Annotated in this window: 20 protein-coding genes; 5 read left to right on the top strand and 15 right to left on the bottom strand. The window is 58.0% G+C overall.

Annotation, left to right across the window (positions count from 1 at the left end; genetic code table 11):
• Positions 1-155 precede the first annotated feature (155 nt).
• From VGL70_04035 to VGL70_04020, 4 genes are all read right to left on the bottom strand, one after another.
• The gene (locus VGL70_04035) at positions 156-500 is read right to left on the bottom strand and encodes a type II toxin-antitoxin system PemK/MazF family toxin (GenBank protein ID HEY3302690.1); all 345 of its coding nucleotides are present in this window, start codon (positions 498-500) and stop codon (positions 156-158) included.
• Entirely contained in the window at positions 497-733 is a 237-nt protein-coding gene (locus VGL70_04030; GenBank protein HEY3302689.1) for a hypothetical protein, read from the bottom strand. Before VGL70_04030 ends, VGL70_04035 begins: the two co-directional genes overlap by 4 nt.
• 640 nt (positions 734-1373) lie before the next feature.
• Positions 1374-1589 carry a hypothetical protein gene (locus VGL70_04025; protein HEY3302688.1) on the bottom strand — a complete coding sequence of 72 codons (216 nt, stop codon included), beginning with the start codon at positions 1587-1589 and terminating at the stop codon, positions 1374-1376.
• 64 nt (positions 1590-1653) lie between these two features.
• Positions 1654-2502 (bottom strand): SDR family NAD(P)-dependent oxidoreductase, encoded by an 849-nt coding sequence (locus tag VGL70_04020; protein HEY3302687.1) that lies wholly within the window; start codon positions 2500-2502, stop codon positions 1654-1656.
• 279 nt (positions 2503-2781) lie between these two features.
• On the opposite strand from VGL70_04020, the gene VGL70_04015 reads away from it, so the two are divergent.
• The gene (locus tag VGL70_04015; protein HEY3302686.1) at positions 2782-3837 is read left to right on the top strand and encodes a hypothetical protein; all 1056 of its coding nucleotides are present in this window, start codon (positions 2782-2784) and stop codon (positions 3835-3837) included.
• A 104-nt stretch (positions 3838-3941) separates the two neighbouring features.
• On the opposite strand, the gene VGL70_04010 is transcribed toward VGL70_04015, so the two are convergent.
• Both VGL70_04010 and VGL70_04005 read right to left on the bottom strand, forming a co-directional pair.
• Positions 3942-4988 (bottom strand): hypothetical protein, encoded by a 1047-nt coding sequence (locus VGL70_04010; GenBank protein ID HEY3302685.1) that lies wholly within the window; start codon positions 4986-4988, stop codon positions 3942-3944.
• A gap of 10 nt (positions 4989-4998) precedes the next feature.
• Complete coding sequence (locus VGL70_04005) at positions 4999-6459, bottom strand: hypothetical protein (protein ID HEY3302684.1); 1461 nt, start codon at positions 6457-6459, stop codon at positions 4999-5001.
• Between the two features lie 268 nt (positions 6460-6727).
• Between VGL70_04005 and amrB the strand changes: the two genes are divergently transcribed.
• From amrB to VGL70_03985, 4 genes are all read left to right on the top strand, one after another.
• A complete protein-coding gene (gene amrB / locus VGL70_04000; protein HEY3302683.1) occupies positions 6728-7975 on the top strand; it encodes an AmmeMemoRadiSam system protein B in 1248 nt (415 codons plus the stop codon).
• 108 nt (positions 7976-8083) lie between these two features.
• Positions 8084-8779: a CsgG/HfaB family protein gene (locus tag VGL70_03995; protein HEY3302682.1), complete on the top strand. Its 696-nt coding sequence runs from the start codon at positions 8084-8086 to the stop codon at positions 8777-8779.
• Positions 8780-8783: 4 nt separating this feature from the next.
• Complete coding sequence (locus tag VGL70_03990; protein HEY3302681.1) at positions 8784-9131, top strand: DUF4810 domain-containing protein; 348 nt, start codon at positions 8784-8786, stop codon at positions 9129-9131.
• Positions 9128-9673 (top strand): GNA1162 family protein, encoded by a 546-nt coding sequence (locus VGL70_03985; protein HEY3302680.1) that lies wholly within the window; start codon positions 9128-9130, stop codon positions 9671-9673. Before VGL70_03990 ends, VGL70_03985 begins: the two co-directional genes overlap by 4 nt.
• A gap of 361 nt (positions 9674-10034) precedes the next feature.
• Here VGL70_03985 and VGL70_03980 read toward each other — a convergent pair whose 3' ends face one another.
• The 9 genes from VGL70_03980 to VGL70_03940 form a co-directional block, all read right to left on the bottom strand.
• A complete protein-coding gene (locus tag VGL70_03980; protein HEY3302679.1) occupies positions 10035-10382 on the bottom strand; it encodes a GFA family protein in 348 nt (115 codons plus the stop codon).
• Positions 10383-10410: 28 nt separating this feature from the next.
• Positions 10411-11133: an iron-containing redox enzyme family protein gene (locus VGL70_03975; protein HEY3302678.1), complete on the bottom strand. Its 723-nt coding sequence runs from the start codon at positions 11131-11133 to the stop codon at positions 10411-10413.
• 9 nt (positions 11134-11142) lie between these two features.
• The gene (locus VGL70_03970) at positions 11143-12735 is read right to left on the bottom strand and encodes a UbiD family decarboxylase (GenBank protein HEY3302677.1); all 1593 of its coding nucleotides are present in this window, start codon (positions 12733-12735) and stop codon (positions 11143-11145) included.
• Between the two features lie 7 nt (positions 12736-12742).
• Positions 12743-13060 carry a Rieske (2Fe-2S) protein gene (locus VGL70_03965; GenBank protein HEY3302676.1) on the bottom strand — a complete coding sequence of 106 codons (318 nt, stop codon included), beginning with the start codon at positions 13058-13060 and terminating at the stop codon, positions 12743-12745.
• Between the two features lie 2 nt (positions 13061-13062).
• Complete coding sequence (locus VGL70_03960) at positions 13063-13653, bottom strand: hypothetical protein (protein ID HEY3302675.1); 591 nt, start codon at positions 13651-13653, stop codon at positions 13063-13065.
• A gap of 22 nt (positions 13654-13675) precedes the next feature.
• A complete protein-coding gene (locus tag VGL70_03955; protein ID HEY3302674.1) occupies positions 13676-14314 on the bottom strand; it encodes a hypothetical protein in 639 nt (212 codons plus the stop codon).
• 85 nt (positions 14315-14399) lie between these two features.
• On the bottom strand, positions 14400-15362 hold the full coding sequence (locus VGL70_03950; GenBank protein ID HEY3302673.1) for an ABC transporter substrate-binding protein: 963 nt from the start codon (positions 15360-15362) through the stop codon (positions 14400-14402).
• Positions 15363-15373: 11 nt separating this feature from the next.
• Positions 15374-16597, bottom strand: coding sequence for a Rieske 2Fe-2S domain-containing protein (locus tag VGL70_03945; GenBank protein HEY3302672.1), 1224 nt, complete (start codon positions 16595-16597; stop codon positions 15374-15376).
• A 12-nt stretch (positions 16598-16609) separates the two neighbouring features.
• On the bottom strand, positions 16610-17743 hold the full coding sequence (locus tag VGL70_03940) for a substrate-binding domain-containing protein (GenBank protein HEY3302671.1): 1134 nt from the start codon (positions 17741-17743) through the stop codon (positions 16610-16612).
• Between the last annotated feature and the right edge of the window lie 7 nt (positions 17744-17750).

The raw sequence follows: 17750 nt of genomic DNA, 5'->3' as shown, positions 1-17750 counted from the left end.
GCGCAAGACTCGCTTCCGGGAGCGGGTTAGGCCTTCCCGGACAGGCTTGCTTACCTGCAAGGTTTCACTGAAAGGTTTCCGAGTTGTTTTCTACATCTCTTCCCCCTTTCCCAAGTTTCCTTGGCGCGATCCCCTTTTTTCCTCTAGGGCGAGATCTATTTCAGGTTTTTCACCAAGTACGCGCTTAATGTTTGGAGCAGACGACGGTGCCGCTCGCCGCCAATCTTGCCGATGCTTCCCGCCACGGCTTTGCGAGGCACAACAGCGAGAAACCCCAGCCGGATGACCGAATCGGCCATCAAGCCGCTTGAGGTAAAATCTCCGTCTTTGGATGTGATCAGTTCGTCAAAGCCTGGGACCAAATGTTGCACCTGAGTGCTGACTCCACATATCAGCAGGTCCCGGAAGGGAGGGAATTCGCGTAAAACGATCGCCGGGCGATTTTTGACCTGTCCATCAGCCTGCGGAATTGGAGTCAGAATTACCTCTCCTTCGTTCACGGCCGGAACTCTGGATTAGGGGTTTTGATCAAGTCTGAGGAATACTCCGGTTCATTCGGCCCGTAAGCCGAAGCCAGCCCTTGAGTGGACATTTGAATCCACGCTTGATGTTCTTCTGCCATCAATTCCGGAACGCCTATAGTGACCAGTACTTTTGCTCCTGGCGGCACCTGAATAGGCTGAGCAAGCTCTAAATGAGTGGGATCCACAACCTGGGCTTCTCTAACCTCCATTTGACACCTCCCGAACTTTGTTTGCCTCTATGGTAAACGCCTTACAGCTTGATGTCCACAGACGCGGATCATTATAGGGAGCCGAACACCGAGTTCAAACGTCACTACCAACGATCGGTCTGAAAGCAAGGGTTCAGCGAAATTTTACCTTTTATTTCTATGGGATGGAATCCTCGGGCGGAAAAACCGCTCGTAAAAATTCTCTCGCCGCTCTTGAAGTCAATCTTTCGCTGGAACCACGACTGGACGATGAAGCGCGGGGAGCGGCAGATCGCGGAGCAGAAAATGGGGGTCACGGAACCTTTTTTTCATCCTACCGCGCCGCAGCCCGGTTATCGTTTTCGCCTGTATCTTAGAAAAAAGTTCTCTGAGCCCCAATCTCCAGGATAATGGGCGAAGCGCTACTCTTTCGTCCGAGCCCATGAAAGCAAGCTAAGCAGCGAGAACAATATTCCAAGGCCCACGGAAACTTTCCCTGAAGTGAGGTCTTCAACGCCCCACTCAAAGGCCTTTGCGCTGAGGCTCTTCTCCTTGACCTGCCTGACCTCGCCGCCGTCCCACCGCGCTGTTTTCATCTCGAAGACTTTTCCGGTCGGGTAAAGAAGAAAGGATAACAACGCGATGGCCGCAAAGCCACGGATCAAGACGCTCGCTGTCCGCTTGGTTTCTGATTGAGATAGCGGATCGACAATCCGGGTAAGTTCTTTGCAATCTCGTCAAATAATCCGATGCACTCTTCTTTTACAAATGAAATACGGCCAAAGTAGCGGCGAGCAAGCGCAAGGTAAAGAGTCCACCCTCCTAAAATGATGGTGGCAGCGACACCGACGATTCCCAATAACGTAGAGCTATCCATACAGAACAGATCCCTCTTTGCCGGCTAACTACTGAGTATACTGGCCAGCGCAAAACATCGTCGCTCATAGCTCCGGCAGCGGAGGATTCCGCTCGGCGAGAATGTTCTCCATTCGTCCGCGCACCCACTCTTTGGTTTCAGGATGGGTAAGAATATACAGGCGGTTGTCCCTTATGCCGGTGAAGACGCGCTCGGCCACTTGGTCGGGCGCCATCCCGCTTTGGACCGATTGCCGCCTGGCTTGGGTCGGGGCTGCGAGCTTGGGAGAGAGCTTCTCTTCAGCCGGATCGTTCCGTAGCGCGGCCGGTCGATTGCGTGCCGCATCCAAAATGGCCGTGTTGACCCAGCTTGGGCATAGCACCGAGACATGCACCTTCGCCTCCCGCTCGGCTAACTCGTAATAGAGCGTTTCCGAGAGTGTGACGACGCCGTGCTTGGTGACCTTGTAAATTCCGGCACCGGGATAAGCGGTCAGCCCCGCGATTGAAGCGGTGTTGACAATGTGACAATCCATGTCTTGCGCGAGCATGATCGGGACGAAGACCCGCACCCCATAAATGACGCCCCACAGGTTGACCCCCAGAAGCCACTCCCAATCTGCAAGAGTGCTTTCCCAAACCGTAGTTCCACCGCCCACGCCGGCGTTGTTGCACAGAAGATGAACCGCGCCGAAGGTCTCCACAGTCTTACGCGCGAGGGCATCCACATCGCCGGCCTTGGATACATCCGTCACAGCCGCAAGTACCGATGCGCCGGCGCCTTTCAACTCGGCTGCGGTGCGGTGAAGCGCCGCCTCCTCGATGTCAGCGAGCACGATTTTCATGCCTTCTCGGACGCATCGCCGCGCAAGGCCGCGACCGATGCCGCTGGCTGCGCCGGTGATGACGGCCACGCGGCCTTGGAACTCTTTCATGATCTCCTCCTTACCGGTCGAACTCGTGTGAAGCATTCTTTGTAACAGCGATTTTCCAATGAAGAAAGAAGCTTGCAGACATGACCGGAGAGGATATCCGCGGCTGCGACCGGTCGAAGATTGCTCCCGAGGGCCTCACCTTCGCATCGACATAGCTCTTATCAAAGTCGCTCGTTTGACTCGGCAAGTGTTTGTTCGGTAGTGTTCGGCTGCTCAGCGACGACCCATTTAATTCGGAGCGGGCTCGAAACGGTAATCCACCCTGACACGGAGGTTCCGGTGAATCGGAAATTCTTTTGGAGCGGACTGGTGCTCGTCTTTTTTCTGTTTTCTATTTGGCTCCTTCCAGTCCAAGCTCAATCGCCTTTTTATCATGGCAAGACGATCACGATCGTCGTCAGCACGGATGCCGGCGGGTCATCGGACGTGCGGGTCAAAGCGTTGGGTCCATATCTTCGGAAATATATTCCGGGAAATCCGACGATCGTCACCGAATATATGCCGGGCGGGGGCGGGCGAAAGGCCGCCAACCACGTCTACAGATCGGCGCGGCCCGATGGTCTGACCATCGGAAGCATGAGCACGACGCTCGTCGCGGCTGCGATTCTGGGCGAGAGCGGAGTATTGTACGATGTCGACAAGTTCATTTATCTCGGAGCGCCGGACAGCTCGACGCAGCATGTCTTTCTGACTCGAAAGGAGGCCGGCTTTTCAAACATCGACAAGCTGCGCGCGGCGTCGGGAATCAGGATCGGCGCGCAAGCCGTGGGACACCAGATCTACAACACCGGGCGCATTTTCGCATTTTTACTCGGCCTCAAAGAACCGAAATTCGTCGTGGGCTATTCCGGGCCTGAGATCGACATCGCGCTCCAGCGCGGCGAGGTCGACGGCAGGGCGCATCTGGCCGGCTCCGTTTTGCAGCGGACGCCGGAGCTGTTGGAAAAAGGGCTGGCGAATTTTCACTCCGTCCTTGAAACTCCCAAGGGAAACCACCATCCGCGCTTCGCTCACCTGCCGGAACTCGAATCGTTTGCCAAGTCCGATAAAGAACGCGCATTGCTGGCCTTGCAGCGCACGTTCCGCCTGACCGGTTCCGCCTTGTTACTGCCTCCCGGCACACCGAAAGAGCAGACTGAGATTCTCCGTGAGGCAATGCGCAAGGCGTTTAAAGATTCCGCCTTTCTCGCGGCTTACCGCAAAGCGACCGGAGACGAAGCGACTCCCGTTATGCCCGAAGAGCTTCAGCGGATCGTAGCGGAAGCGCCGCGCGACCCTGAGATTGTAACGCTATTTAAAAAGATCGCCGGCCCCGACCCGCTGCCGGATCGCTGAACCCTCAAGTCGTCGCTGCCAGTATCTAAATAATAAGTCTGGTTCGGCTTCTAAATCTCGGCCTACCGTGAGATCATCTATTCTGTCGTCGGGTCTGGCTGTGCTCAGGGTGTCAAGTGGGTCGGTTCGGGACTGTGACCCCGGAGTTTTGCACTTGCCTTGTAGGCGACCCGCCGGGCGCGCATCACGTTGCCCAGCGGGCGGTGGTCCTCCGTCGCGTGCCATGGGGAGAACGACATCTGGTCTACCTTCTGGCTCAGCGCTTGGACAGCGGGGTTGTTCAGGTCGCATCGGGGTATGCGCACTTGCGCGACTTTCACAAGCGGTGTGTGGGCGGGTTTCCATGGGACGGAGGTGTCCTCGATCGGGGTGCGTCTATCATCTACGTAGAACTGTACGAGGAAGTCCAACACCAAGTCCCCTTTTCGCAACCGATTGGCCAGCTCGTCACGCAAGAAGTCATCCGTTAGAGCACGGTTCCCTGTTGCCTCGGTCCCCTCCGCGGGTCGCACCGTGAACTTCACCGCATGTGGTCCCAGCTTGATGGGCGCCGTGCTGGAGTACTCCTCGGTGGCCATGCTGCGCACCTTGCTGAAAACAACGGTGCGAAGCAACGCAAATAAGATGCGCAGCATCTCGCGGAAGCCCACCGCGCGTGACAGTGTGAAGAGGAGCGTAGAGGGATTACGCGTTGCCCGGATGAAGGCGATGAACTGCCGGGCGCTGCGGACCGTCGAGGTGACCGAGTGGCTCGTGGCGAGGAAGTCCTGGGTCACGGCATCCTCCTGGCCCGGCAGCAATTTGCGTCCGGGGACTCCCACTACTTTGATCGCGATACCCCGCGGCTCACGACGCTTATCCGGATTAAGGGTCGGCTTCCCGTTGGAGAATCGAACCGCCGCCGGGAAAACCCGCGTCTCTCGGAATACTCCGAAGCGAGCATACGTGGGCAGGTCCGCGAGGACGTGGAACTCGGCCATCAGTCCGGCGTGGAGCTTCGCGTGAAAACCGCGGCGCAACGGTCCGTTTGGTTGCTGTGCTGTTTTCTGCTGGTCCTCGATGTCGCGCACAAAACCCTCGAATAGCGCCTGCTCGCCGGGCTCGACAACTTCCTTCCACTCTGTGCTGGGGGTGAAATCGGCTTGTGACATGACGCGCCTCCTATAACCCTTCATCCAACATACGGCGGATTTTCTTCAGATCTTCCTCAAGAGGAGATGGCTTCCGAGGGCCCTTGGTCAAAAGCCGGTAAGCTTCTTCGGCATCCTGCCGGTACTGTTTCCGAAGTTCAGAAGCCTCGTTACCCCGGAAATTAATCTTTTTAAACTGTTCGAGCGACGCCCTGGTGATTCTTGCAAGCTCCCGCGCTGTAACCAAATTCTCAAGAGTCACCGAATGCATGTGCGCGACTATAGCCGCGTCGATGTAGTTTCTAAAAACGATTACCCCTCGACCGGTAGCGGAGCTCTTGCTGACTAAAATGTCGGAGGGTAGCTTTTTAAACGACGGACTTGCCTTTGTGAGGTTGTGAATAAAGGTAGCGACAACCCTCGTTGTCCCTTTCGATGCCTTGGTGAGCATCCGTTGAGCCGTCAGGGCATCGGCCTGCCCCGAGTCGCCGACGAACACGTAGCGGTATTCAGGATAGAGTTCTGAGAAGCTCGAAAAATTCTTGAACTTGACCTCGCCAATCTTCTCTTCTTGATCGTGGGGAATCTCATCAGATAGAAGATCAAGTTCTTCGCGTGACCGCAGAACGGTTTCAACTGTGCCCGCGGTTGAACTAACAAGGGCTCCTGACAACGCGCTGGGACATAATCTTCCTTTCGTCAACTCCACCAAGCGATTGAGGCTAGCCTCCTCCAATTTGCCGGCGATCGGATTGGGCCGGGCCGAAAGAGTCGTTAAAGGAATTGCCCGCAGCTCAAAAGGCTCATGTTTTAATGAATCGTAGAACTCCAGGACTCCCGGGTAGAACGTTCCCTTCGGATATCGCGTATCAACGAGATTGGCATACATCGTGTCATCCACGTCCGAAAGGACTTTAATGCCGATGATGCCGACCTGCTCAGCTGTTTTTCGGAAATGCCGGATGATGCGATCGCGATACTCTTTTTTGTCGATATCGTGGAACACGTACTCCTCGAGATCCTTGTAGTCCCCGTCATGCTCCAGGGCGAACTTGAACAAAGGCAGGTCTTTTGGTTCGACCGAAAGGAGGAGACGTTCCATCCGCAACTCTTTCCTCTCATCGGTCTGGGCCCGAAACCGACTGTCCTCCGCTCTTGGCGCCAGTCTTTTGAAGACTTGAATCTTTTCGGCCGGACTCAACGCGGCGCTGAGAATACGCTTGTCGAGTTCTTGAGCGCGCTTGTCCAGCGGAGAAAACCAGGAAAACCAATGTCCCGTCGTGTTCTGGAAATACAAACCAAGAAACGCGTCGACGCGCTTCGGGTCAAACTGTCCATAATCAACGAATGCATGGCACGGACTCTTTGGAGATCGGCTCTCGTCCGTCGGCTCCCTAGAGCGTGGAACAGTTCGCTCAGCCGGTTGTCCTTCGGCGACGACCAGGCCGAAAACAAGCGCCATGAAGATCAGCAGCGATTTGCGGTTGTTCACTGTGTCCCCTTCTGTGTAGTTCTAAATTTTCGCCGGCTGGGTGTTGCCGACCATCCTGCTAAGCGCGTGTAGTCTGTTGCGCCGTTTAAATCTCGCTTTTGTGAAGCTTGTCCTCAGGGGTATGAGCAGCGCCATAGGCGTGTTCCTAATCCCGGAATTGAAAACTCTGCGCAACCCATACTCTAAACCGCTGCGGCGCGTCAAGCACGATTTTGAACGTGTAAAGCCGGCACTTGCGGAGAACGAAAAAAACCGGCATTTAAGACGGATGGAAGATCGTCCGCGGCTTCGGCCCGTCGAGGCTTTTCCCATCCAGCAGGAAGGAAAGACCTTCATCTGCCTCAGAGACCCGCAGCATCTCTCTCAGCCCTTGGTGATCACGCCCATCGGCTATTTCGTCTTGAGCCACTTCGATGGACAGCACTCGTTGGTCGACATCCAGGAGACCTATCGCCGGCGAGTCGGGCAACTTTTATCCATCGACGATCTTAAAAAGATGATCGATACTCTCGACGAGCAGTTCTATCTCTACAATCAACGCTTCCTCGATCGTCAGGAAGAAATAGCCGATGAATTCCGCCGCCAGCCGGTCCGCGCTCCGGCCCATGCCGGCACGGTTTATGGCGCAGAGGCGGATAAGCTCGAAGCGCAGCTCCGCGGTCATTTTCAACACGCCGACGGGCCGGGCGAAGCGCAGGTGAACGGAAACGGCTCCACGCCGAAGGCAATCGTCGCGCCGCACATCGACTTTCATCGCGGCGGCCCATGCTACGCGTGGGCTTACAAAGAGCTGGTCGAACGTCCGGGAGCCGACCTTTACATTTTACTCGGCACGTCGCACTGCGGCGGAGAAAGTCCTTTCGTCGCGACGCTCAAAGATTTCGCCACGCCGCTCGGGAAAGTGGAGACCGACAAGGAATTTCTGCGCCGGCTGGGAGAAGCGTATCGACGCAATCTTTTTAGCGAAGAGCATCTCCACCGCACCGAACACTCGCTGGAGTTTCAAGTCGTCTATTTGAAGTACGTCGCCGAGCTGCGGGCGCGGCTCACGGGTGAAAAGCGCGACTTCAAGATCGTGCCGATTCTGGTGACATCGTTTCACTCCAACATTCAGAGCCGCAGTCTTCCTGAAAGAGATCCGGGCATCGGCGACTTTCTCAAGGCGTTGGCCGACCTCGTGGCGAAAGAATCGAGGCGCATTTGTTTTGTCGCCGGCGTGGACCTGGCGCACGTCGGCGCGCAGTTCGGCGACCGCGACCCGATCACGCCCGGTTTTCTCCAGTGGGTCGAAGCCGAAGATCAGACGTTGATCAAAAAAGTTGCCGCGCTCGACTCCGAAGGCTTCTTTCACGAGATCGCCAAGGACGAAGACCGCCGCCGTATCTGCGGCTTCGCGCCGCTTTACTCGCTCACGCACCTGCTCGACGGCAGCCGGGGAAGGTTGCTCAAGTACGGTCAGGCCTTCACGCAGGAGACCGGCTCCGCCGTGACGTTCACCAGCATGGTGTTCGAGTGAGAGAGCTCTGCCTTTAGTTAATCCCAAAGGTTAATCCCAAAGTTGACACGAGCCTATTCATCGGTTACCTTACCGGCTCCAAGCGATTCGGATTTGGGAGGCGTTTCTATGCAAATTAATCACGCACGGCATTGGCGAATTGGCGCCGTCAGGTGGGCTCTCGCGCTGGTAATTTTTGCCGGCTGCGCCATCGAATCCCACCGCACGGTGACGCCGGAAACGACCGCGAGCGCCGGCACGGCGTACGCCGGTCCCAAGTTCGTGCTGGTCGTCGGCAAATTCCAAAACCGATCCACCTATATGCAGGGGATCTTTTCCAGCGGCGTCGACCAGCTCGGCAATCAAGCCAAGACGGCGCTCAAGACGCATCTGCAACAGACCGGGCGCTTCGTGGTGGTCGATAGGGAAAACATGAGCGAGATCGCTCAAGAGGCGAAGCTTCGCGGCGAGACGCAGGATCTCCAGGGGGCGCAGGTCGCGATCACCGGCGACGTGACGGAATTTGGCCGGCGCGTGACCGGAGATACGCAGCTATTCGGGATTCTCGGATATGGCAAGACGCAGCTCGCGTATGCCAAGGTGGCGTTGAACGTCGTCGATGTCCATACCTCGGAGATCATCTTCTCCGTTCAAGGCGCGGGAGAATACGACCTGAGTAACCGCGAAGTCATCGGCTTCGGCTCGGCTGCCGGCTACGACGCCACGTTGAACGGCAAGGTGCTAAACCTCGCGATCACCGAAGCGGTCAACAATTTAGTCACTGGTCTTGAGCGCGGCCGCTGGAGCCCTGCGAAAGGAAAGTGAGATCGTGCCCGCTTTCCGGCTCGCGCTTCTCATCGCAGCCATCGGAACGCTTGGCGGGTGCGCGAAGCCTCTGTACTCGTGGGGCCGATACGAAGATTTAGTCTACGAGATGTATATGAAGCCCGGCCAAGCGGATCCGGGCACGCAAGCGGCCAAACTTACCGAAGACATCGACAAAGCCCGCGCGGAAGGAAAACCAGTCCCGCCGGGAGTTCACGCCCATTTGGGGTATATCTATTACCAGCAAGGCAATCTGGCTGGCGCCCAGCAGGAGTTCCAAACCGAGAAAAATCTGTTTCCGGAATCCGCGGCATTCATCGACGGCATCTTGCAACGGATGAGCCGGCAATGAGCAGGCGCGGAACGGCCTCACTCCTGTTCGCTATTCTGATGGCCGCGTGTTCGTGTGCGGCCAAGGTCGATTACAGTCTGTATCGAAGCCGCCTGCCTCGCTCGATCCTGGTGCTTCCTCCGCTGAACTCATCGACGGCGGTGGAGGCGACGTACATTTATCTATCCACGGCGTCACGCCCTCTGGCTGAGGCCGGCTATTACATCTTTCCGGTCGCGGTGATCGACGCGTTTATGAAGGAAAACGGGTTGCCGACTCCCGATGAGATGCACGGCGTCCTGCTGGATAAAATCAAGGAGATCATCGGGGCCGACGCCGTTCTCTACATTACGATCGAAGAATGGGGACAGAAATACCACGTAATTTCCTCCTCGACGGTCGTTCGGGCCAGCGGCCGTTTGGTGGACGTCGAAACCGGCGCGACGCTATGGACGGGCAAAGCCCAAGCGGTTCGCAACTCAGGAGGAGGCGGGCAGGGCGGCATCATCGGCACGCTCATCGCCGCCGCCGTGCATCAGATCGTCTATTCGATGATCGACTAAACCCATGAACTCTCCCGCTTTGCAACGACCGCTATGGTCGTCAACAAAGACAACGGACTGCTGTTCGGTCCGCGTCATCCCGAGTACAACTCGGATCAACGCGGGCGCTGACTCCATTCGAGTCGGATTTTCTCAAATTTGTCCGCGATTCTCGCCGCTCTACTCGCTCACGCACCTGCTCGACGGCAGCCGGGGGAAATTGCTCAAGTATAGCCAAGCCTTCACGCAGGAGACCGGCTCCGCCGTGACGTTTTCGAGCATGGTGTTCGATTAACAAACCTCTTGAGCGGCTTTGGGTTCGATGACGCATTCGCGCCCCTTCTCAACCAACTCAACACACAGCCGACAACCCGACAATTTTTTAAAGGCTGCGCCCGTCGACCGGAATGATCTTGAGCTTGGCCGGCTCGACGCCGTTCACGCAGCGCACGTTGACGGCAGCCGTTGCGGCGCCGGAAGCGTCCGTGCCGAACCCGAACGGTGCGCAGCCGCACCTGGGACAGAAGTGATGCTTGATGACGTGCTTATTGAAAGTGTAGGTCGCTAGATTATTTTCGGGAGTGAGGAGCTTGAGCTTTTCCCGCGGCGCGAACCAGAGCAGATAGCCTTTCCTGCTGCAATGCGTGCAGTTACATTCCATCACTTGCGCGATGTCGCCTTCCACTTCGAACTTGATTTGCCCGCAATGACATCCGCCCTGATACATCATCGGTGCCGGTCCTGAAACAATCTCGGACTCAAATATACGGCTTCACGCCGCTCCAGAATTCTCTCTTGCCCGTGGCGGCCTGCCAGTAGCCGTCGAAGCTAAAGAGATAAGCGGAGTAGGCGTCGCGGCAGACGGAACGGAGCCGTGGGTACGCGTTGGGATCGGCTTCCAACGCCGCGACGACGATATCCTCTTCCTGCAAGCCGTGCTCGGCGTCGTGATCCGCGTGGAACTGATAGGTCTCGAGCGCCGCCTCGTCGATCTTGTAAACGTCCCGGTAGGCCTTATACAGAGCCGCCGCGACCTGAGGATACTCCGGCTCGCCGATCCAGAGCGCGGCAACGCCTTCGGCGAAGGAGCGCCGCGTCGTGATGCCCTCGAGAATCTCGTGCCAGGCGCGCATGCCGGGGGTAGGATCGGTGGCGTCGATTTTTTTCCGCGGCACCTTCAAGGCGTCGAGCAAATTCAAAATCAGCGTTGCGTGGTCTTTCTCGCCGGTGGCCTCGGAGACCCAGTTCTCGGCCATCCATTTGCGCCAGACGAGATTGTCGTTGCAGTTTTTCACGGTGTTCAACACGATCGTCGAGAAATATTTTGCCTCATAATAGTGCTGGATCTCGACGGCGCAGAGTTGATCCAATGTGAATTCTCCCTTGATCCGTGCCTGAACCACGGGATGGTGCAGCAGCGGGGCGGGTTGGATGATTTCCCGCCGTAGCTGGTTAAGCTTTTCTTTGACGGCTGGTTCCATGTTCGCCTCCTATTCCGGTTTTTTTCTAAGTTGAGCCTGCTTGGCGCCGGTCTTGAGATATTCCCCTCGCACCGCCAGCGCCGCTTCCTCGTCGTCTTCCGGCTGCCAGTGTCCCAGCGGATAACCCCAGTAGAGCGACTGGAGATTCAGCGCCGGCAATTCTTCCCGTTTCCAGAGACGGATCGCATGGTCCATGAACTCGCGCTTGGGCAGCGAGGTCGGCGGATAGCCCCACTTGAGAGTCGCGTCGATGAGCAGGCACGAGGATTCGTGAGCTTCCTCCCCGAACCTCCTCCCCGCGCCTTCGGCCGGCGGCGCTACAGAGTAGTCGAGCGGCAGCGGCTTCTTCGAGCGCAGGGTTTGCGCGTCGCGATGGGGCTGCATGCGGAAGCTCATCGCCCAGATGACGGACTCCAAGTTCCGCGGGTCTATATCTTCATTAACGAGCACGATCATCTTGCCGCCCCACAATCTCTCGGACACGGCTTTCATGATCTTCTCGTTCTGCTCCGGGCGCGGCTCCTTCATGCGGATAACGCAGAAGCCCCAACTGCCGCTGCATTCGTGAAACACCACGTCCAGGACGTTTTTCATCCCCAAGTCCACCGTGAGCATCTTGAAGATCACCTGCTCCCACGAGATCTGGCGGATCTTGCTCGACTCGCTGGGCGGAAACTGGCTCAAGAATCCCTGGCAGATGGCGTCTTTTCGGTAGGTGATGCAGGTGACTTCCATGTAGGGGTTGGTCTCGCGCGACGCCATGTAGCCGGTCATCTCGCCGAAGGGGCCTTCCGGCTCGACGAAGTCGCTCGGGATGATCCCTTCGACCACGATCTCCGCGTGCGCCGGGACTTCGAGGTCCACGGTCTTGCATTTGACGATTTCCACTGGTTCATTTGCGATAGCGCCGGCGACCGCCAGCTCGTCGACGTCGTCGGCGAACTTCGAGATCGCGACGTAAGAAATGTTGGGCGGCGCGCCGAGGACCATGGCGGCGTGCATCGGAATGCCCTTGGCGCGGCACTTGTCCCAATGCTTGCGCCCGCCCTGATTCGGTCCGGGAAAAATGCCGAAGCGGTCCGGCGCCTTCACCTGGCCGCGGTAGTTGCCGACGTTGCGCACGCCGGTCTCGGGATCTTTCGTGATCCAATTCGACGCCGAGGTGTAGGGCGCGTTGTCGAATCCCGGCGTCGAGATCGGAATCGGCAGCATCAAAATGCCTTCTTTCTTGATCGCTTCGCCCTGAATCACGACGTCGTGCACCGGGCCGCGCTCCACCAGCTTGGGCGGAACCGGATGGGTCTGCGCGTGCAGCCACTTGTCGCCGATTTGATCGGCGTCGCACATCATACCGAGCGCGTAGATCTCGCGCGAGGCGGCGGCGCAGCCGACCACGTACGGCATGGGGTATTTTTTTCCCTTGGAGTCGGTAATGTTATCGAAGAGGAAGGCCGTGCGCTGTTCTTCCGGCAGTCCGAGGAACTGCAGGCGAACCAAAGGATGGATCTCACTGTCTTTGTTGATCCGGCTCTGGATGCGCGTCAGCTTCCCGGCTTTTTCCAGCGCCGCGAGGTATTCGTGAAGGTCTTTGTAATATTTCATGAGGCACTCATGTACGTTCGATTGTTTGCATCAGCAAGTCTCCTTGCTCGACGACCAGGCGATGGATGGTTGCTCGCATTGCCGGATTGGTGACGCTCTTCCCGCTCTCCAGCTCGAACCGGAAGCGGTGCCACGGACAGGTGATGACTCCGTTCTTTACCTGGCCGAGACCGAGGGGCCCGCCCTTGTGCGGACAAGAGTTCTCGACCGCGTAATATTTTCCGCCGTGGGCGATGATGGCGAGCTCGCGTTGATCCAGCGCAACGAGCTTGGCGCCTTCCGCAGGCACCTCGGCGGCCGGGCAAATCCGCGCGAGCCCGCTCATGCTCACCAGCGCTCCCGCGAAGCTTTTTCCGCTGCGGTGTCGTCCCGCGGATAAAAGCCGTAGGCCTCCGGGTGAACGAAGCCGCAGCTCCTGCACTTGCGCTTCTCGGCGTCGGAGTTGAATTGCCTCACGGCAGCGAGCTGCTCCGCGATAAATCCTTCGATACCCAGTTTGCCGGTTTCGAGCAGCCGATCGGCTATGCGCTCCCCGCAGCGCGGACAAAACCACAACAGACGATCCTGTTCATGCACGCCGCTTTTTCCGCCCCACACGAGAGCATGAACGACGGTTTCTTCCCGCGGAATCTGGAGCCAGATCCGGTCGGCATCCGACTCCTGCCAATAGCCAAAGAGATGATTGATATGGTGGAGCTTGCCCGCAAGGATCGGATGCGCGAGATGGGCCTCCGCTCTAAACTCGACGATCTCCTTTCCGGTTCTTTCCAAAACGACGCGGGGCGAATCTCCGACGAGCATCGCGCCGGACCATAACCAATAGAGTCCCGCCTCTTGCCACTCGCCAAAATGATTTCCATTGGCGCCGTCAGGAAAAAGCTCCAGGGAGTGATGCAGGACCGGATCGGGGATCCTCATACGATCATCAGTCAACGCGAGCTTACCAAAGAGCGCGCGCCGCGTGCTCCTCAGAGGTATCCTTGCTCACCGCCCAGCAGTAACCGAGGGGATTGATGAAACCGCATTCCGGACAAGTACGATGCCCGACGTCTCGGTTGTACTCCGACACCGCCTGCCGCTCGGCTTTCCAAAACACATCGAAGCCGAGCCGGCCCGTCTCGCAAACCCGCTCGAACAGCAAGGTCAGGCAGCGCTCGCAGTACCAGGCGAAGCGATCGCATTCATTGCCGCTCGGGTTTCCCATGATGATCAGGCTGTAGCCGAGAGCATCGGGGGTTTCCCCCGGCAGCCGCAAATAAAGCTCGTCCATATCGTTGACGTGCCAGTAACCGAAATTGTGGCTGACGTGGTGCGGCGTCCCGCTGGTTGTGACGGAAATCTCCATGGGTTTTTTGAGAATCTCCATCATGCCTTGAGGGCCGATCTCAAAGTGGCGGCTCATGGCGCCTTTTTGCGGGTCGATGATGCCGGCTTCGCCCACATAGCGGCGCCGAATGCCGTAGATGTTTTGTCCCACCGGCTTGAAGGTGGAGAAATGCGGCAGTACCTTCTCTTGAAGGAAATCCCAGTCGCCGGCCGCTTTTTCCAAGGATTCCTTTACAACGATATTTGCAAACATCTCTTTTCGCCTCCACATTAGTAGACAATGAACCGGCTTACCACCTCGAATAGCAACCCCTTGGTCGGGGTGTCAACACACGCGTTCAAGAGCCGCCCTTTTCTATCTTTGCCACGAGGCTGTTGTCCATGAGCTTTTCGGCGGACAATTCCTTGCGTTTATCCGGCGCGACGATCAGGTCGATCAGAGTCTGGACTTCCTCGCCTTTCATTCGGGGGGTGTCGTGGTACGCCGGCGCGAGAAAATCGTAGGAGTAGTTGAGAATCTCGGCGTCGGTATTACGCAGATTCTTGTCCAGCACTCGCAGCGAGTAATCGCGCTCGGTCTTGATGATCTTGACCGCTTCCGTCATGGCGCTGAGAAACCTTTCGGTCATCAGACGGTGCGGGGCGCTTTGGAGAAATTTTTGGCGCACGGTGTAGGCCGTGGCGAGCGTGCGCACTTCGTTGCTGGTGTCGAAGAGCGACACGAACCCCTCCTTCTTAAGCAGGAAGTCGAATGGAGTACTCACCGTCGTGGCCTGCACGGAACCGTTTCGCAGAGCCAATATCCGATCCGGCTGTTGCCCCACCTGAATGATCTCCAGCGCTTTGCGATCGATCCCCAGTCTTTGCAAGGCCAGGAGGGTCATCGCATGGCTCAGGTCGCCGACGCTGCTGATGGCAAGTCGCTTTCCCTTGAGCTGCGCCGGCGCCTTGATCGAGGGATGAGCCATCAAGACGTACTTCAAGACGCTATGACTGTTGCCGACGAAGACGAAATCGGCGCCTTGGAGATTAGCGAGCAGAAAAGACGATGGGAGGATGACCGCAAGATCCGACTGGCCCGATAAAAGCGCCGCGACGATATTTTTGCCGCCGCGGACATAGGTGACTGTGGTCTCCAGGCCGTGTTTTTCGAACAGCTTCCGCTCATTGGCGATCCAGAGAGGGAGAATATCGGCCGCAACGTAACCCTGCGCGATATTCAGTGTCTTGTGCTCCGCCTCCAGTGGAGAAGCAACCAAAAAAAGCGCGACAGCCCCCAGAAGGAGAGAGAGACGCTTCATCCGGCCTCCTTTCAAAGAAGTCCGCGCCAGCCGGCGCCCGCCGGCACGACGCCTCCCGCTGAAATCAAATCCGGAGCCGCCCTCCTATCCGGATCTCTGATGACGTGAGGCGGGTCCCTGCCTTCCGCGACCATCCTGAGCGCATCGAGGAGATACCTGCGGATCGCGATCACGGTCTTGTCGCCGTAGCCCAGATGTTCCCTGGTTCGGTCGCAGACGGATCCCATGCTCTCCGTAGCGCACGCGTCCTGCTCGGCCACGCTCACGCCGATGATCCCGGTCATGCTCGTGGTTCTTTGCAGCCCCCGGTCTTGCAGGTAGTGATTGCGGCGGTTGCGAACCTTCATGTAGTTCGCGTCCACCCGGCTGCGAGCCCGCGCTCTTTCCTCGGCGGTAAAAGGAGCATGGCGAATGCTCAAGATATAATTCCAGGTGTTGTAATCGTCGATCGGTATCCAGAAGCGAAAACTCTGATAGGCGGTTTCGTTCAATTGAGAACCGGGCGTCGGTATCAGGCTGAACGCGGGCATGACGAAGTTGGTTATCCGGATATAGCTCTTCTCCGCGGAGACCGCCCGGGTCGCGACCATTCTCACGCCGTAATCCGTCTCTTCGTGCTCCAGCGTCGGGTTGCCGATCGAACGGAAAGGATCGCTCTTCTGTCCCACGCTGTCGTTGTGAAGATACGAGACGTGGGAGGAATCGCAGTCGCCCTCCAATCCTTGCAGGAAATTGCACTCTTGATGGGCCTTCACCACGAGGAGGTTTTCTTCTCGAAGGCCCGCCCACCGGTACGCGGGAAAAATCGGCGCCTTTTCTTTCGCTCCCATGTAAGTGAATACGATGCCGGCGCTCTCGAAACACGGATAAGCCGTGTGGCGGATTTTGTTTTTCAAATTGCTTCCCGGCGCCTCGGCGGGGGTCTCCACGACGTTTCCCTCCACGTCGTACTTCCAGCCGTGGTAGATGCATCTCAGCCCGCACTCCTCGTTCCGGCCATAGAAGAGAGAAGTGCCGCGGTGAGAGCAGCGCTCATCGAAGAGCCCCACTCTCCCTTGCGTATCGCGGAACGCGACCAGGTCTTCGCCGAGGAGCCTCACCTTCACCGGCGGGCAATCCGGCTCGGAGATCTCTTCCGAGAGCAGGGCGGGTATCCAATACCTGCGGAATAACTCGCCCATCGGGGCGCCTTGTTCGACGCGCGTGAGCATTTCGTTTTCTTCTCGGGAAAACATGCCGGCCTCTCTTCAACGGATGTTTTCACGAGCGAGCTTGAGAACCCGCTCCGCCTTCGGCTCCATGGCCTCTTTCAGCGTCTCGATGTAGTTGACGCCCGGCTTCGGCGCCCGGCTCGGATCGCCCGGCGGGACATCCAGCCGGCGGCTGTTACGCTGGGTTTTCTCCGCCCATTCCCGCTGCGCTTCGCGCGAGAGGAGCCAATTCGCGTACGCCTTGGCGGCGTTTAGATGCGGCGCGCGGTTCATCACAACCAACGAGCCAAAGCCCGGGCTGATCGTGTCCAGCGTCATCGCTTCCAGCGCCTCCACGGCGCGCCCGACTCCCTCCTGCTGAAAGTTGGCCAGCAAATCGACCGGCAGGCCGAGGGCGATCGGATAGCGGCTGCGCACGACCCACTCCGCCAATTGACGCCGGTCCGCCGTATACGCGATCTTCTGCTCGCGCCAGAGCCGGAGTAAAAATTCCTCGCCGTAGGCGAGCATGAGCGTCACGCCCGCCATGCGGCCGGCCCCCGGCTGGCGCGGATCGTCCCAGACGATCTTGCCGGCCCATTTAGGGTCCAAAAGCTCCTGCGGCGAGCGCATTTCGCCGCGGGAAATTGCGTCCCAATTGATGTGGACCGTTCGACCCACCGTGCCGTCAAAGGCATAGTAAAAGCGCGCGTCGGCGTCCATAAATCCATTCTGAAATCCTCCGCGCCACTTGCTGTCGTCGAGCGCTTCCGGCCGGATCAGCGCCGGACGCAACGGATCGAATGCGCCTACCGACTTGAGCGGCGCCACGGCGGGCACCGATACGCCGATAAAGATATCCCACAGGTAAAGATCGGCCTGCCGCTCCTGGACCATGCGGGGCACCATCTCGCGCAAGAGCGCCCCGGTGTACTCCACGCGAATGTCCGGATAGCTCTTCTCGAACGCGGCGGCGAGGACCTGGCGATGGGTGTTGCCCGTGGGGCCGGCGACGACGACCCGGCCGTCTCGTTTCGCGGCTGCGACCACCTTCTCCCACTCCGTCTGCCACGACTCGGCCGCGAACAAAAAAACCGGCTGCGAGATCAGGAAAAAAAGGACCGCAATAAAATTGCAATGGAGCGCCGACGTTCGCTTAGATGGCTTCCTGAGCTGCCTCACGATTGCCATTTTATTC

The organism is Candidatus Binatia bacterium, assembly GCA_036504975.1.
Lineage (GTDB): Bacteria > Desulfobacterota > Binatia > UBA9968 > UBA9968 > JAJPJQ01.
The sequence above is the reverse complement of the archived record's forward strand: the minus strand, read 5'-3'. Positions and strand labels throughout refer to the sequence as shown.

Coding starts and splice junctions, on each gene's coding strand:
- VGL70_03970 (HEY3302677.1), bottom strand. CDS start 12,735: ATGAAATATTACAAAGACCTTCACGAATACCTCGCGGCGCTGGAAAAA.
- VGL70_03965 (HEY3302676.1), bottom strand. CDS start 13,060: ATGAGCGGGCTCGCGCGGATTTGCCCGGCCGCCGAGGTGCCTGCGGAA.
- VGL70_03950 (HEY3302673.1), bottom strand. CDS start 15,362: ATGAAGCGTCTCTCTCTCCTTCTGGGGGCTGTCGCGCTTTTTTTGGTT.
- VGL70_03985 (HEY3302680.1), top strand. CDS start 9,128: ATGAGCAGGCGCGGAACGGCCTCACTCCTGTTCGCTATTCTGATGGCC.
- VGL70_03995 (HEY3302682.1), top strand. CDS start 8,084: ATGCAAATTAATCACGCACGGCATTGGCGAATTGGCGCCGTCAGGTGG.
- amrB (HEY3302683.1), top strand. CDS start 6,728: ATGGAAGATCGTCCGCGGCTTCGGCCCGTCGAGGCTTTTCCCATCCAG.
- VGL70_03975 (HEY3302678.1), bottom strand. CDS start 11,133: ATGGAACCAGCCGTCAAAGAAAAGCTTAACCAGCTACGGCGGGAAATC.
- VGL70_03960 (HEY3302675.1), bottom strand. CDS start 13,653: ATGAGGATCCCCGATCCGGTCCTGCATCACTCCCTGGAGCTTTTTCCT.
- VGL70_03940 (HEY3302671.1), bottom strand. CDS start 17,743: ATGGCAATCGTGAGGCAGCTCAGGAAGCCATCTAAGCGAACGTCGGCG.
- VGL70_03945 (HEY3302672.1), bottom strand. CDS start 16,597: ATGTTTTCCCGAGAAGAAAACGAAATGCTCACGCGCGTCGAACAAGGC.
- VGL70_03980 (HEY3302679.1), bottom strand. CDS start 10,382: ATGATGTATCAGGGCGGATGTCATTGCGGGCAAATCAAGTTCGAAGTG.
- VGL70_03955 (HEY3302674.1), bottom strand. CDS start 14,314: ATGTTTGCAAATATCGTTGTAAAGGAATCCTTGGAAAAAGCGGCCGGC.
- VGL70_04020 (HEY3302687.1), bottom strand. CDS start 2,502: ATGAAAGAGTTCCAAGGCCGCGTGGCCGTCATCACCGGCGCAGCCAGC.
- VGL70_04010 (HEY3302685.1), bottom strand. CDS start 4,988: ATGTCACAAGCCGATTTCACCCCCAGCACAGAGTGGAAGGAAGTTGTC.
- VGL70_04025 (HEY3302688.1), bottom strand. CDS start 1,589: ATGGATAGCTCTACGTTATTGGGAATCGTCGGTGTCGCTGCCACCATC.
- VGL70_04030 (HEY3302689.1), bottom strand. CDS start 733: ATGGAGGTTAGAGAAGCCCAGGTTGTGGATCCCACTCATTTAGAGCTT.